The organism is Streptomyces sp. NBC_00726 (assembly GCF_045161735.1).
GTDB lineage: Bacteria > Actinomycetota > Actinomycetes > Streptomycetales > Streptomycetaceae > Streptomyces.
In genome coordinates, this window is the sequence record NZ_CP108984.1 from 158,271 (window position 1) to 172,983 (window position 14,713).

Genomic DNA, 14,713 nt, shown 5'->3' on the forward strand with positions numbered 1-14,713 from the left:
GCGATGACATCGCAGGCACCACGCCATGAGCATGAGCCGGACGGGAGTTGAGGACGAAGATGACCACGGTCGCAAACCAGTCGGTCCCCGAGGTCGACGCGATCAGGCACCACTACGAGGTGAGCAACGACTTCTACCGCCTCCTGCTGGGCCCGACGATGATGTACTCCGGCGGTTACTGGGAGGAGGGCGAGGGACTCACCGAGGCCCTCGACGAGGCCCAGGAGCGCAAGCTGGACAAGTTCGTCGAGCTGGCCGGGGCGGCGAACGCCCGCCGCGTCCTGGACGTGGGCTGCGGGTGGGGCACCATGCTCAACCGCGTCACCACGGTGCACGGCGTCGAGCAGGCGGTCGGGCTGACGCTCAGCCGCACTCAGGAGCAGTTCATCGCCGGCCTGGACAACCCGCGGATCACCACGCGGGTGGAGTCCTGGGAGGACCACACCACCGACGACCCGTACGACGCGGCGTTCTGCATCAACGCCCTGGAGCACTTCGTCTCCTCGACGCTGCCGCCGCGCGAGCGCACCAAGAAGTACCGGGTGTTCTTCCAGAAGGTCGGCGCCACTCTGAAGCCGGGCGCCCGCTTCGTGCTGCACACCATGACGGCCGAGGCGCTGCCCATGAACCGGCAGCTGCTGGACGACCTGAAGTTCCTTCAGCGCTCGGAGTTCGAGAACTGCCACATCCCGCACCTGCACGAGCTGACGCAGGCCGCCGAGGGCCTGTTCGACGTGGTCGAGGTCGTCAACGAGCGCGAGTCGTTCGCGGTGGCCTGCCGCGCCTGGCTGAAGCTGCTCGCCGAGCGCCGGGACGAGGCCGTCGCCATGGAGGGCGAGGAGGTCGTGGCCCGCTTCGAGCGCTACCTCGACATCTTCGCGTACACGCTTGAGGACAAGTTCTTCAACAACTTCCGCGTCACCATCGCGCGCCGCTAGGAGGCTGACGTGACGAGCACTCTAGAGCCGCCGCGCAGCGACGAGGACAGCCGCCCGGCCGGCGGCGGCGGACCGCAGCGGCATCTGCGCGTCGCCGTCGTCGGCAGCGGGTTCTCCGGCCTCGGCATGGCGATCCGGCTGTTGCAGAAGGGCGTGGACGACTTCCTCGTCTTCGAACGCGCCGACGAGGTGGGCGGCACCTGGCGGGACAACTCCTACCCGGGTGCTGCCTGCGACGTGATGTCGCACCTGTACTCGTTCTCGTTCGCGCAGAACCCGGAGTGGAAGTCCACGTTCGGCAAGCGCGACGAGCTGTACGCGTATCTGCGGGACACCGCCGACCGGTTCGGGGTGCGTCCGCACATCCGCTTCGGCCACGAACTGCTCGGGGCCCGCTGGGACGAGACGACCCGGCGCTGGCACATCGAGACCTCGCAGGGCGACTACACCGCGCAGGTCCTGGTGAGCGGCACCGGCTACCTCAGCGAGGCGGCGGTCCCCGACATCCCGGGCCTCTCCGACTTCGCGGGCACCGTCTTCCACTCCTCCCGCTGGCGGCACGACCACGACCTGAGCGGACGCAACGTCGCCGTGATCGGCACCGGCGCCTCCGCCATCCAGTTCGTGCCGAAGATCCAGCCCGAGGTGGGGCGGCTCGACCTCTACCAACGGACCCCGCCGTGGATCGGCCCGAAGAACGACAAGGCGACGAGCCCGCTCCAGTCCAGGCTGCTGCGCGGGGTCCCCGGCTACCAGAACTTCCGGCGGAACTTCAACATGTGGGGCCGGGAGATCCTGGCCTTCGTGATGAAGCGGCCCAAGGTCGCCGGGAAGATGCAGAAGATGGCCAGCGACCATCTGAAGAAGTCGGTCGCCGACGAGAAGCTGCGCGCGAAGCTCACCCCGGACTATGTGATGGCGTGCAAGCGCCTGCTGTTCTCCAACACCTGGTACCCGGCGATCCAGCAGCCCAACGTGGACCTGGTCACCGACGGCATCGCGAAGGTCACCGCCCACTCGATCGTCACCGCCGACGGGGCCGAGCGGGAGATCGACACGATCATCCTGGGCACCGGCTTCAAGGCCACGGACCGCCCGGTCGCCGGGCGGATCACCGGCCGCGGGGGCAGGTCGCTGCGCGAGGTGTGGCAGGAGGACGGGATGGCCGCGCACCGCGGCACCACCGTCGCCGGCTTCCCGAACCTGTTCCTGCTGCTCGGCCCGAACACCACCCTGGGGCACTCCTCGCAGGTCGTGATGATCGAGGCGCAGATCGGCTATGTGCTGGACGCGCTGAAGGTCATGGACCAGAAGGGCCTGGCCTCGGTGGAGGTTCGAAAGACGGTCCAGGACGACTGGAACGAGCGGTTGCAGGCCCGCCTCGATGGCACCGTGTGGAACGCAGGCAACTGCAAGAGCTGGTACCTCGACGCACACGGGCGCAACCCGTCGATCTGGCCGACGTACACCTGGCGCTTCCGCCGCCAGACCAAGCACTTCACGCCCTCCGAGTACCAGCTCGCCACCCTCGCGGGCGCCGGCCTGCCGGCCCTGAACCACACGTAATGGACGGGAGACAGACCGAATGAGAACCAGCAGCACCCCCATCACGCGGCGGCGCAGCATCCTCGGGGGCTTGGCGGCCGCCACGGTCATCGGCTGGAGCACTTCGCACCAGGCGTGGGCACGTGAGTCGGACTCCTTCGCCCATACGGCGGCGAGCCTGCCGGCACTCGACGGCACGCTGGAGACCTCGGCGGGTGTCACCTCCACGTTCAACCACGACTTCGGCCACATGGTGACCGGCGCGTGCTGGGCGGTGCTGCGTCCCGGCTCGGTGCGGGACATCGTCAAGATGGTCGACTACGCCCGGGCCCACCGGCTGAAGATCGCGATGAACGGCCGCGGCGGGCAGAACGGCGACGAGGAGTCGCACTCCTGCTACGGGCAGGCGCAGGTCCCGCAGGGCGGCATCGCGATCGACGCGCGCGGTCTGACGAAGATCGTCCGCATCGGTTCCTCGTCCGCCGTGGTGGAGGCCGGTGTCACCTGGGCGCAGCTCACCGACGCCGCCCTCGCCCGGGGCCTGACCCCGCCGGCGCTCACCGACTATCTGCACCTGTCGATAGGCGGCACGCTCAGCGTCGGCGGCATCGGCTCCACCGTGGCGCGTTACGGGCTCCAGATCGACACCGTGAAGTCGCTGGACATCGTCACCGGCAACGGCGACCTGATCACGGCCAGCCCGCACTGCCACGCCGCTCTGTTCAACACGGCGCTCGGCGGCGGCGGCCAGGTCGGCATCATCGTGCGCGCCGAGGTCGCCCTGATCCCGGCACCGCCGAAGATGACCGTCTTCACCCTCTACTACAACGACGTGTCCGCGTTCCTCGCCGACTCCGAGAAGCTCATGGCCGAGAAGCGGTTCGAGGGCCAGGTCGGCGAGATCGCCCGCACCCCGGACGACTCCGGCTGGTGGTACAAGCTGGAGGGCCAGGCGTACTGGCGGGGCGGCACCGCGCCCGACCGCACCGCGCTGCTCACCGGTCTGCACGACGAGCGGGCGTCCGCGACGATCGAGGACCTGCCCTTCCGCGAGGCCGTTTTCCGTACCGACGGCGACGAGGCGTGGCTCAAGGAAAACGACTTCTGGGGCCAGCCCAAGCCGTGGCTGAGCCTGTTCGTCCCGGCCTCGAAGGCGAAGGCGTTCGCGGACCTGCTGACGGCCGAGCTGAACGGCGACGACCTGGGCGCGGGCTTCCTGCTCTACTACCCGTACCCGACGTCGAAGGTGACCCGCCCGCTGGCGGTGCAGCCTTCCGAGCCGACCGCGTATCTGTGCGACGTGCTCCGCTTCCCCGCCCCGGGTGCGGACATCGACCGGATGCTGGACCAGAACCGCCGCCTGTACGACAAGGCGGTCGCGCTGGGCGCCAAGCGGTATCTGGTGGGCGCGATCCCGGACATGACCCCGGCGGACTGGCGGGCCCACTTCGGCATCCGCTGGAAGGTCCTCGTCGCGGCGAAGCGGCGCTACGACCCGGCGGGCATCCTCACCCCCGGTCAGGGCTTCTTCGGCTGATCCGGGACGCCCCGGGCCCCGGCCGGCGAGACCCAGACCGCCACCCGGAACACCCCGACAGGAGAAATCGGCATGACAGTTTACGACTTGATCGACGAGGCGATCGTGGACGCTCCGCCAGAGGCGGTGTGGGAGGCGCTGATCGCCGAGTTCCGCGGCGCCGGCCGCTGGTGGGTGCCGGCCAACACCTTCGCCACCGTGTCCGGTTCGCCGGACGAGGTGGGCGGCGAGGTCGCGGTCACGGTGCACACCAAGGGCGTCGACAAGGGCGGCCCGAAGCTGCGGTTCACCGCGCGCACCCGGGCCGTCGAGCCCCGGCGGCTGCTGTCGGTCGACTATGTGTCCGGGGTGTTCCGGGGCACCAGCGACTTCTACGTCGAACCGCTCGACGGGGGCCGTACCAAGGTCGGCATGCACTTCGTGGGCCGGCCGAACGGCTTCCTGAAGGTCCTCGCGAAGGTCGCCGACATCGGCGCGGAGCACTCCACCGCCACCAGCGAGGCGTTCGTCCGGCTCGGGCGGATTCTCGCGGCGGAGAGCGCTCCGGCCGTACGGTCCGGTGCGGCGGCGGAGGTCCGGAAGCTGGAGGGCAGTACCCGATGACGACGGTGGCCGCCGCACCGGCGACCGAGACGCAGGTGCGCACCGACGACGGGGCCCGCCTGGCGGTGTCCGTCCTGCCGCCGCTCACGCCACCGACCGGCGTGACCGTGGTGCTGGTCCACGGCTGGGGCGCGTCGCGCCGGGTGTGGAGCACGGTGGCCGACCGGCTGATCCGCCTCGGGCACCGCGTCGTCTCCTACGACCTCCGGGGCCACGGCGCCTCCTCGCAGGGCGCCGAGCCCTTCGGGATCACCCGGCTCGGGGCGGACCTGGCCGCGGTCCTCGCCCATGTGGAGGCGCCGGACGCCGTCGTCGTCGGGCACTCCGGGGGCGGGTTCGCCGCCCTGTCGTACGCCGCGTCGGAGGACCGGAACGCCGGCGCGCTCAGCGGCCTGGTGCTGCTGGCCACGGCGGCGCACGACCAGGAGACCCCGGACAGCGAGGTCCGCATGATGGGCAGCGCGCTCTTTCAGCGGGCCGTCTCCCGGCCGGCCCTGGGCCGCAGGCTCCTCGGCCAGAACATGCTCGGCCCGAAGCCGGACCGGCGGCTGAGCGAGGTGAACCGCCAGATGTTCGCCGCGGCCGGCCCCGCGATGCGCGCGGAGGCGTTCCGTTCCTCCCGGGGCATGGACCTGCGCGAGGCCCTGGTATCGGTGACCGTCCCGGCGGTGGTCCTCGCGGGCACCGCCGACAAGGTGATCGCCCCGAATCTCGGCCGCGTCGTCGCGGAGGCCCTGCCCCGGGCCCGCTTCGAGGAGGTCCCGGACGCGGGGCACATGCTGCCCCTGGAGGCACCGCAGACGGTGGTGGGTGCGGTCAGCGAGCTGACGCGCGATCACGGATAGCTCCGCGACGCGTGCGTGCGGAAGGGCGGCCGGCCCCGGACGGGGGCCGGCCGCCCTTCCGTGTGTGCGCAGGCGGGCCGAAAACGGTGGCTCAGGCTCGCGCCCGCAGCGTGAGCGCCCGCCCCAGGCACGCGAGGGCCGCCGTGCAGGCCAGGGTGCGGGCGGCGTTGGCCGGGGTCCAGGCGCCTCGGAAACGGTCGCGGATCGCGGTGAGCTCGGGGCCCGACGCCTCCGCGGTCAGGCGGGCGAGCCGGCGGTTGAGGGGGATGTTGACCTTCATCGTGACGGCGACGGCCGCCGAGTAGAGGGCGAGGGCGGCCCAGGTCCAGCGGGCGGCGCGGGTGTGGCCCAGGCGGCGGAGGGAGATGCCGGAGATTCCGGTGGCGAGGAACGCCCCGAAGAAGACGAGGCCGAAGAAGCCGTTCTCGATGGCGTCGTTGATGTGGCCCATGGCGCTCGCGAAGGCCGCGTCGTCGGTGCGGTCGAGCCCGGGCATGACGGAGACGTCGAACGCGAAGTACAGCCCCGCGCTCAGCCCCATGGCGATGGTGGCCGCGTACAGGGAGGCTTCGGTGCGTCCGCCCTGCCCGGCCGGGAGGGAGGTGGTCGGCGCGGTCATGGCTTCTCCTCGGGGAGCGATGCGGTGCGCAGTACAGGGGCGAGCAGGCGTTCGTAGCGGCGGCGCAGCACCGTCCGGCCGAGCAGCCGTACCGGTGGCGGAATGGTGACGGTGACGTGGGCCACGGAGGCCGGGTCCGCCCCGTCGAACATCCAGGGCTGGAGGCGGGAGAGCACGCCGGGCGGCGCGGTCCGCAGCAACCGCCGTTCCACGGACGCGTACCGCGTGGCGCCGAGCGCGGTGAAGGCGGGGAAGGCGATGCGCTCCTCGGCGGCGAGGTGGTCGCGCAGGACGGCGGCGAAGGCGTCGGCCGCGGGGCGCAGCGCCCCGGGGCCGGCGCCCGGGCGGAGCGCGGCGCCGACGGCGTCCATCGCCGCGTCGAGGCGTTGGTGGTCGCCGTCGATGGCGTCGGCCGCCTGGGCGAAGCCGGGGACGGCGCGGCGGAGTTCGGGCCAGAGGACGGCGTCCTCGCTGTGGTGGTGCCAGTCGATCACCTCGCGCAGGCTGTGCCACCAGGTGACCGTCCCGCCGGTGCGGGCGCCGGGCCCGGAGCGTGCGACGGCCACGAGGCGGGCGGCGTCGCGGCGCATCGCGAGGTGCATCAGGGCGAATCCATGCAAGTGCCCTGGCAGCGACGGAAGGTGTTCGCTCGTCATCGGTTCGGTAGCGGTCATGGGTGCGGCCTCCTCACGCGAGGGGGTACGGGGACAGGGACGGGCGGCCGCACACGGCGGCCGCCCGTCCCACGGGTCCCGTGTCGGTCAGGCGTTCCAGACGCCGCCGGCGGCGGCGTCCCGGGCGAAGTCGGCGAAGTCCTTCGGCTTGCGGCCGGTGGCCTCCTCGACGCCGTGCACGAGGTGGGCGTTGCGGCCGTCGAGGATCAGCCCGAACAGGTCGGCGAACTCGACGGGGAGCCCGTTCTCCGCAAGGGCCTGGCGGTACTCGTCCACGCTCACGGGGATGTACGTGATGGTGCGGCCGGTCGCCTTGCCCAGCTCCTGGGCGATGTCGCCGAAGCTGAGCAGGCGCGGGCCGGACAGCTCGTACGTCTTGCCGATGTGCTTGTCGTCGGTGAGCGCGGCGACGGCCACATCCGCGATGTCGTCGGCGTCCACGAAGGGCTCCACCGCGTCCCCGGTCGGCAGGACGATCTCGCCGGCCATGACCAGGTCGTAAAAGAAGCTCTCGCTGAAGTTCTGGTTGAACCAGCTGGCGCGGACGACGGTCCAGTCCGCGCCGGACTCCTTCACCTTGTCCTCGCTGACGACCGCGCCCTCCTCGCCGCGCCCGGACAGCAGCACCAGGCGGCGCGCCCCCTTGGCGACGGCGGCCTTCGCGAACGCGCCGACGGTCTCGGCGGCTCCCGGGAAGGCGAGGTCGGGGTAGTAGGTGATGTAGACGGCGCTCACCCCGTCGAGGGCGGCGTCCCAGGTCGCGGGGTCCTCCCAGACGAAGGGGGGCGTGCCGGAGCGCGATCCGATGCGTACGGGGAGCCCTTTGGCGGACAGCCGATCGGCGACCCGCCGCCCGGTTTTGCCCGTGCCGCCGATCACAAGGGTCGTGTTCGTCATGTTCGTCCCGTCTGTCGTGGCCTGCGTGGTGGTGTGGTGCGCGTCGTTCTCGTGACGCGCGTCGTTCTCGTATGAGGGAGTGGGCGCGTGCGGAGGGAAGTGGGGTCCGCACGGTGGCGGCGGTGGCGGCGCTCTCCGGTGGGGGGATGGCTGCGGAAGGACCGTCGGGTACGGCCTTCATCCGCAGCGTAGGCAGCCCCTCGCCGCACGAGCCACGTCACCGGGCCTCGGCTCTAGCGGTTCTCCAGGGGGTCTCTGGGCGATCACCTCGTACGACTGCGGGGGTCAGTAGCGGTAGTGGTCGGGCTTGTACGGGCCGTCGACCTCGACACCGATGTACGCGGCCTGCTCCGGGCGGAGGGTCGTCAGCTTGACGCCGAGGGCGTCGAGGTGAAGGCGGGCGACCTTCTCGTCCAGGTGCTTGGGCAGCACATACACATCGGTCGGGTACTCCTCGGGCTTCGTGAACAGCTCGATCTGCGCCAGCGTCTGATCCGCGAACGAATTGGACATCACGAACGACGGGTGCCCGGTCGCATTCCCCAGATTCAGCAGACGCCCCTCGGACAGCACGATCAGGACCTTGCCGTCGGGGAACGTCCAGGTGTGCACCTGCGGCTTCACCTCGTCCTTGACAATGCCCTCAATGCCCGCCAGACCGGCCATGTCGATCTCGTTGTCGAAGTGACCGATATTCCCGACAATCGCCTGATGCTTCATCCTGGCCATGTCCGAAGCCATGATGATGTCCTTGTTCCCCGTCGTCGTGACGAAGATGTCCGCCTGCTCCACCACGTCGTCCAGGGTCGCGACCTGGTAGCCATCCATCGCCGCCTGGAGGGCGCAGATCGGGTCGATCTCGGTGACGATCACGCGGGCGCCCTGGCCCCGAAGGGACTCCGCGCAGCCCTTGCCGACGTCGCCGTAGCCGCAGACCACGGCGGTCTTCCCGCCGATCAGGACGTCCGTGGCGCGGTTGATGCCGTCGATCAGCGAGTGGCGGCAACCGTACTTGTTGTCGAACTTCGACTTCGTCACCGCGTCGTTCACATTGATCGCGGGGAAGAGAAGGGTGCCCTCGCGGTGCATCTCGTACAGCCGGTGCACACCCGTCGTGGTCTCCTCCGTCACACCACGGATCTCCGAGGCCAGCTGCGTCCACTTCTGCGGGGACTCACCCAGCGTGCGGTTCAACAGCGTCAGGATCTGCGCGAACTCCTCACTGTCCGCCGTCGCCGGGTCCGGAGCCGCACCCGCCTTCTCGAACTCGACACCCTTGTGCACCAGGAGCGTGGCGTCACCACCGTCGTCCAGGATCATGTTCGGACCACCGGTCGGCGTGTTCGGCCAGGTCAACGCCTGCTCCGTGCACCACCAGTACTCCTCCAGCGACTCACCCTTCCAAGCAAACACCGGCACACCCGCCGGCGCCTCGGGAGTGCCATTCGGGCCGACCGCGATGGCGGCGGCCGCGTGGTCCTGGGTCGAGAAAATGTTGCAGGACGCCCAACGCACCTCGGCGCCAAGAGCGACCAGGGTCTCGATCAGCACCGCCGTCTGCACGGTCATGTGCAACGAACCGGTGATGCGGGCACCGGCCAGCGGCTGCGCGGCGGCGTACTCCTTGCGGATCGACATCAGACCGGGCATCTCGTGCTCGGCCAAGGTGATCTCCTTCCGCCCGAAAGCGGCGAGGGAGAGATCGGCGACCTTGTAATCGAAGGTCTCAACTGGCATGGAGGCTCCTAGTGCTCATGACGTTGCGGTGGATGTCGAGGGTCGCCGTCGATTTGTTCAGCGTGATGTAGTGCAGCCCGGGAGCGCCTTCGGCGAGCAGCCGGTCGGCCATCAGCGTCGCGTGGGCCACGCCGATCTCGTACGCGATGTCGGGCCGGTGCTGCGCGGCTTCCAGGCGGTGCGCCAGGTCCTCGGGGAACGCGGCGTCGGAGAGTTCCGCGAAGCGGCGGATCTGCCGGACGTCGGTGGCCGGCATGATCTCCGGGATGATCGGGGTGGTACAGCCCGCCGCCGCGACCCGGTCCCGCAGCCGCAGGTAGTCCTCCACGTCGAAGAACATCTGCGTGATGGCGTAGTCGGCACCGGCGCGGCACTTGGCGACGAAGTGCCGGATGTCGCTCTCCCAGTCCGGTGAGCGCGGGTGCCGCTCGGGGAAGGCGGCGACCCCGATGGTGAAGTCCCCCAGCGAGCGGACGAGTTCGACCAGCTGGTAGGCGTGGTGGAAGCCGTCCGGATGCGCGGTCCACTCCCCCTTGGGGTCGCCGGGCGGGTCGCCCCGCAGGACCAGTACGTCCCGCACCCCGGCGTCCGCGTACTGGCCGATGATGTGCCGCAGCTCGGCCACCGAATGCCCGACTGCGGTCAGGTGGGCGACGGGCCTCAGGGTCGTCTCGGTCACCAGGCGCTTGGTGACGTCGATGGTGCGGTCCCTGGACGACCCGCCCGCGCCGTAGGTGACGGACACGAAGTCGGGGCCCAGCGGCTCCAGGCGGCGGATGGCCTGCCACAGGGTCCGTTCGCCCTGGGCGGTGCGGGGCGGGAAGAACTCGAAGGAGAACGTCGGACGGTCCATCACCAGGTCCATCACCGGCCACCCCCGGCCCGTCCCGCGTTGAAGTACGACGCCTCGGGGTGGTGGACGACGATGGCGTCGGTGGACTGCTCCGGGTGGAGCTGGAACTCCTCGGACAGGTGCACCCCGATCCGCTCCGGCCGCAGCAGGTCCGCGATCTTGGCGCGGTCCTCCAGGTCGGGGCAGGCCGGGTAGCCCAGCGAGTAGCGGCAGCCCTGGTACTCGGTGCGCAGCATGCCGTCCAGGCCCTCGGGTTCGCGGTCGGCGATCCCGAGTCCGGCGCGGACGCGTGCGTGCCAGTACTCGGCCAGGGCCTCCGCCAGCTGCACGGAGAGACCGTGGAGTTCGAGGTAGTCGCGGTACGAGCCGGAGGCGAAGAGCTCCGCGGTGGCCTCGCCGATCTTCGAGCCGACGGTCACGATCTGGAACCCGACGACGTCCGGCTCACCGGACTCCTCGGGCCGGAAGAAGTCCGCCAGGCACAGATGCCGGCCGCGCGACTGGCGCGGGAAGGTGAACCGGGTCCGTTCGTGCCCGTGCTCGTCCAGGACGATCAGGTCGTCGCCCTTGGACACGCACGGGAAGTAGCCGTGCACGACGGCCGCTTCGAGCAGGTTCTCCGTACGCAGCCGGTCCAGCCACATCCGCAGCCTCGGCCGGCCCTCCGCCTCGATCGTGTCGCCCTTCAGCCCCCACTGGCCCTTGAACAGGGCGGCCTCGTCCAGCCAGGAGGTGTACTCCTTGTGCGGGATGCCCTTGACGACCCGGCTGCCCCAGAACGGCGGGGCGGGGACCGGGTTGGTGACGGAGACGTCCGACCGGCCGACGTCCGCCGGCTCCTCAAGCTTCGGCTCCCTCAGCGGTACGCGGCGCTGCTTGAGCGGAGGCAGGGTGGCGCCGGGCACGCCGCGCTTGACGGCGATCAGCGCGTCCATGAGGCGCAGGCCCTCGAAGGCGTCGCGCGCGTAGCGCACCTCGCCCTCGTAGATCTCGTGGAGGTCCTGTTCGACGTAGGCGCGGGTGAGGGCGGCGCCGCCGAGGATGACCGGGTAGTCGGCGGCCAGCTTGCGCTGGTTCAGCTCCTCCAGGTTCTCCTTCATGATCACCGTGGACTTGACGAGGAGCCCGGACATCCCGATGACGTCCGCCTTGTGCTCGGCGGCCGCGTCGAGGATGGCCGAAACGGGCTGCTTGATGCCCAGGTTGACCACGTTGTAGCCGTTGTTGGAGAGGATGATGTCGACCAGGTTCTTGCCGATGTCGTGGACATCACCGCGGACCGTGGCCAGCACGATCGTGCCCTTGCCCTCCTCGCCCTCGGCCCGCTCCATGTGCGGTTCCAGATACGCCACCGCGGCCTTCATGACCTCGGCGGACTGGAGGACGAACGGCAGCTGCATCTGCCCGGAGCCGAACAGCTCGCCGACGACCTTCATGCCGTCCAGCAGCGTGTCGTTGACGATGTCCAGGGCCTTACGGGTGGTCAGCGCCTCGGCGAGGTCGTCCTCCAGGCCGTTCTTCTCGCCGTCGATGATGCGGCGCTTGAGGCGCTCGTCCAGCGGCAGGGCGGCCAGCTCCTCGGCCTTGCCCTCCTTGAGCGACTTCATGTTGACGCCCTCGAACAGCTCCATGAGCCGCTGGAGGGGGTCGTAACCCTCGGCACGCCGGTCGTAGACCAGATCGAGCGCGACCTTGACCTGCTCCTCCTCCAGACGGGCGATCGGCAGGATCTTCGACGCATGCACGATCGCCGAGTCCAGACCCGCCTTCACGCACTCGTCCAGGAACACCGAGTTCAGCACGACACGGGCGGCCGGGTTCAGACCGAAGGAGATGTTGGAGAGGCCCAGGGTCGTCTGCACATCCGGGTGGCGCTTCTTCAACTCACGGATCGCCCCGATGGTGGCGATGCCGTCCTTGCGGGACTCCTCCTGACCGGTGCAGATGGTGAACGTCAGCGTGTCGATGAGGATGTCCGACTCCTGGATGCCCCAGTTGCCCGTCAGATCCGCGATCAGCCGCTCGGCGATGGCCACCTTGTGCTCAACGGTGCGGGCCTGGCCCTCCTCATCGATCGTCAGCGCGATCAGCGCGGCACCGTGCTCCGCAGCCAGCTCGGTGACCTTGACGAAGCGCGACTCGGGCCCGTCCCCGTCCTCGTAATTCACCGAGTTGACGACGGCCCGTCCGCCCAGCCGTTCCAGGCCGGTGCGCAGCACGTCCACCTCGGTGGAGTCCAGCACGATCGGCAGGGTCGACGCGGTCCCGAGGCGTCCCGCGAGCTCGTCCATGTCGGCAACCCCGTCGCGGCCCACGTAGTCGACGCACAGGTCGAGCATGTGCGCGCCCTCGCGGACCTGTTCGCGGGCCATCTCCACGCAGTCGTCCCAGCGGCCTTCGAGCATGGCCTCGCGGAACTTCTTCGACCCGTTGGCGTTCGTACGCTCACCGATCGCCAGATACGCCGTGTCCTGACGGAACGGCACCGTCTGGTAGAGCGACGCGGCGCCCGGCTCCGGCTGCGGGGTGCGGTCCGGCGGCACCGTGCCGCGTACCCGCTCCACCACCGCCCGCAGGTGGTCCGGCGTCGTCCCGCAGCAGCCGCCCACCAGCGACAGGGCGTAGTCCCGTACGAACGCCTGCTGCGCGTCCGCCAGGCCGTCGGGCCCGAGCGGGAAGTGGGCGCCGTCCGCGCCCAGCACCGGCAGACCGGCGTTGGGCATGCACATCAGCGGGGTCGCCGAGTGGCGGGCCAGGTGGCGCAGGTGCTCGGTCATCTCGGCCGGACCGGTCGAGCAGTTCAGGCCGATGAGGTCGATGCCCAGCGGCTCCAGGACCGTGAGCGCCGCGCCGATGTCCGAGCCGAGGAGCATCGTCCCGGTCGTCTCGAAGGCGAGCGAGCAGATCAGCGGGACCCGGACCCCCGTCGCGTCCATCGCGCGGCGCGCGCCGACCAGTCCGGCCCTGGTCTGGAGGAGGTCCTGGGTCGTCTCCACGATCAGCGCGTCGGCGCCGCCGGCGAGCAGCCCTTCGGCGTTCGCCTGGAAGCCGTCCCGGATCGTGGCGTACCGGATGTGACCGAGCGAGGGCAGCTTGGTGCCGGGGCCCATGGAGCCGAGGACCCACCGCTGTTCGCCGGTGGACGCGGTGAAGGCGTCGGCGACCTCGCGGGCGATGCGCGCACCGGACTCGGACAGCTCGTGGACCCGCTCGGGGATGTCGTACTCGCCGAGCGCCGCCGTGTTGGCCCCGAAGGTGTTCGTCTCGACGCAGTCCACGCCCACCGCGAAATACGCCTCGTGGACCGAGCGCACGATGTCCGGCCGGGTCACGTTCAGGACCTCGTTGCACCCTTCCAGCTGCTGGAAGTCCTCAAGGGTCGGGTCCTGGGCCTGGAGCATGGTGCCCATCGCGCCGTCGGCCACCACCACCCGGGTGGCGAGCGCGTCCCGGAGCGCGGCGACCCGCTCCCCCGCGGTCATGACGCACCGCCCAGGACGGGGGCGAGCGCGGCCGCCGCCTCGGAGCCGTACTGCCGCCGCAGGATGTCCAGCAGCCGCCCGGCCTCCGGCTCGTACGCCTGGGACCCCACGGCGGCGAGCGCCAGCGAGGCGACCGCGCAGCCGAGGCGCGCCGCCTGCTCAGGTCCGGTGCCCCGGACCGTGGCGGCGAGGAAGCCCGCGCGGAACGCGTCGCCCACCCCGGTCGGGTCGGCGGTCTCGACGCCCGCGACGGCCGGCACGGTCAGGGCGGGGGCACCGGCGCTCTCGATGCGGACGCCGCCCGCGCCGAGCGTGGTGACCCAGCTGCCGACGCGGCCCAGCACGTCGTCGCGGTCCCAGGAGGCGCGTTCCAGCAGGAGCGCCGCCTCGTACTCGTTGGTGAACAGCCACCGGGCGCCGTCGACCAGTTCGCGCACCTCGTCACCGGTGAGGCGGGCGAGCTGCTGGGAGGGGTCGGCGGCGAAGGGGACGCCGAGGGTCCGGCAGGCCGCGGTGTGCCGGAGCATGGCGGCCGGGTCGTCGGGGGCGACGAGGACGAAGCCGACGCCGCCGGCCCGGGCCGCCTCAGCCGTCAGGTCGATCTCCCGGGCCTCCGCCATGGCGCCCGCGTAGAACGCCGCGATCTGGTTGTCGTCCCGGTCGGTGATGCACGAGAAACGGGCGGTCTGCCGCTCGTCGCTCACCCGCACCGCACCGGTGTCGACGCCGTGCTCCTTGAGCCACACCTCGTACGTGGCGAAGTCGCTGCCGACGGCGCCGACCAGCAGCGGATCAAGTCCGAGCGAGCCGAGCCCGAAGGCGATGTTGGCCGCCACTCCGCCGCGCCGCACCTCCAGGTCGTCCACGAGGAACGAAAGCGACACATGGGCGAGCTGGTCGGCGATGAGCTGGTCCGCGAACCGGCCCGGGAAGACCATCAGGTGATCGGTGGCTATGGAGCCTGTCACCGCGATACGCATTCG

12 protein-coding genes are annotated in these 14,713 nt (G+C 70.6%); 5 read left to right on the forward strand and 7 right to left on the reverse strand.

Annotated elements, in window-relative coordinates; genetic code table 11:
• Positions 1-59 precede the first annotated feature (59 nt).
• The 5 genes from OG338_RS30265 to OG338_RS30285 all read left to right on the forward strand — a co-directional run bounded on the left by OG338_RS30265 (position 60) and on the right by OG338_RS30285 (position 5,468).
• Complete coding sequence (locus OG338_RS30265) at positions 60-938, forward strand: class I SAM-dependent methyltransferase (RefSeq protein ID WP_018105948.1); 879 nt, start codon at positions 60-62, stop codon at positions 936-938.
• A 9-nt stretch (positions 939-947) separates the two neighbouring features.
• Positions 948-2,504 carry an NAD(P)/FAD-dependent oxidoreductase gene (locus OG338_RS30270; RefSeq protein WP_331741871.1) on the forward strand — a complete coding sequence of 519 codons (1,557 nt, stop codon included), beginning with the start codon at positions 948-950 and terminating at the stop codon, positions 2,502-2,504.
• Between the two features lie 19 nt (positions 2,505-2,523).
• The gene (locus OG338_RS30275) at positions 2,524-4,020 is read left to right on the forward strand and encodes an FAD-binding protein (RefSeq protein ID WP_331741874.1); all 1,497 of its coding nucleotides are present in this window, start codon (positions 2,524-2,526) and stop codon (positions 4,018-4,020) included.
• 72 nt (positions 4,021-4,092) lie between these two features.
• Complete coding sequence (locus OG338_RS30280; RefSeq protein WP_331741877.1) at positions 4,093-4,623, forward strand: SRPBCC family protein; 531 nt, start codon at positions 4,093-4,095, stop codon at positions 4,621-4,623.
• Positions 4,620-5,468 (forward strand): alpha/beta hydrolase, encoded by an 849-nt coding sequence (locus OG338_RS30285; protein WP_331741880.1) that lies wholly within the window; start codon positions 4,620-4,622, stop codon positions 5,466-5,468. Before OG338_RS30280 ends, OG338_RS30285 begins: the two co-directional genes overlap by 4 nt.
• A gap of 91 nt (positions 5,469-5,559) precedes the next feature.
• Here OG338_RS30285 and OG338_RS30290 read toward each other — a convergent pair whose 3' ends face one another.
• From OG338_RS30290 to OG338_RS30320, 7 genes are all read right to left on the reverse strand, one after another.
• The gene (locus tag OG338_RS30290; RefSeq protein ID WP_111339850.1) at positions 5,560-6,087 is read right to left on the reverse strand and encodes a DUF1772 domain-containing protein; all 528 of its coding nucleotides are present in this window, start codon (positions 6,085-6,087) and stop codon (positions 5,560-5,562) included.
• The gene (locus OG338_RS30295; protein WP_331741885.1) at positions 6,084-6,761 is read right to left on the reverse strand and encodes a hemerythrin domain-containing protein; all 678 of its coding nucleotides are present in this window, start codon (positions 6,759-6,761) and stop codon (positions 6,084-6,086) included. The genes OG338_RS30290 and OG338_RS30295 overlap by 4 nt, the downstream gene beginning before the upstream one ends.
• Before the next feature lie 87 nt (positions 6,762-6,848).
• The gene (locus tag OG338_RS30300; RefSeq protein ID WP_331741888.1) at positions 6,849-7,658 is read right to left on the reverse strand and encodes an NmrA family NAD(P)-binding protein; all 810 of its coding nucleotides are present in this window, start codon (positions 7,656-7,658) and stop codon (positions 6,849-6,851) included.
• A gap of 285 nt (positions 7,659-7,943) precedes the next feature.
• Positions 7,944-9,395 (reverse strand): adenosylhomocysteinase, encoded by a 1,452-nt coding sequence (ahcY, locus tag OG338_RS30305; protein WP_331741891.1) that lies wholly within the window; start codon positions 9,393-9,395, stop codon positions 7,944-7,946.
• On the reverse strand, positions 9,385-10,248 hold the full coding sequence (gene metF / locus OG338_RS30310; RefSeq protein ID WP_331741894.1) for a methylenetetrahydrofolate reductase [NAD(P)H]: 864 nt from the start codon (positions 10,246-10,248) through the stop codon (positions 9,385-9,387). Before metF ends, ahcY begins: the two co-directional genes overlap by 11 nt.
• A gap of 11 nt (positions 10,249-10,259) precedes the next feature.
• Positions 10,260-13,730: a methionine synthase gene (gene metH, locus OG338_RS30315; protein WP_331741897.1), complete on the reverse strand. Its 3,471-nt coding sequence runs from the start codon at positions 13,728-13,730 to the stop codon at positions 10,260-10,262.
• Complete coding sequence (locus tag OG338_RS30320) at positions 13,727-14,710, reverse strand: carbohydrate kinase family protein (RefSeq protein ID WP_331741900.1); 984 nt, start codon at positions 14,708-14,710, stop codon at positions 13,727-13,729. Before OG338_RS30320 ends, metH begins: the two co-directional genes overlap by 4 nt.
• Positions 14,711-14,713: the final 3 nt, after the last annotated feature.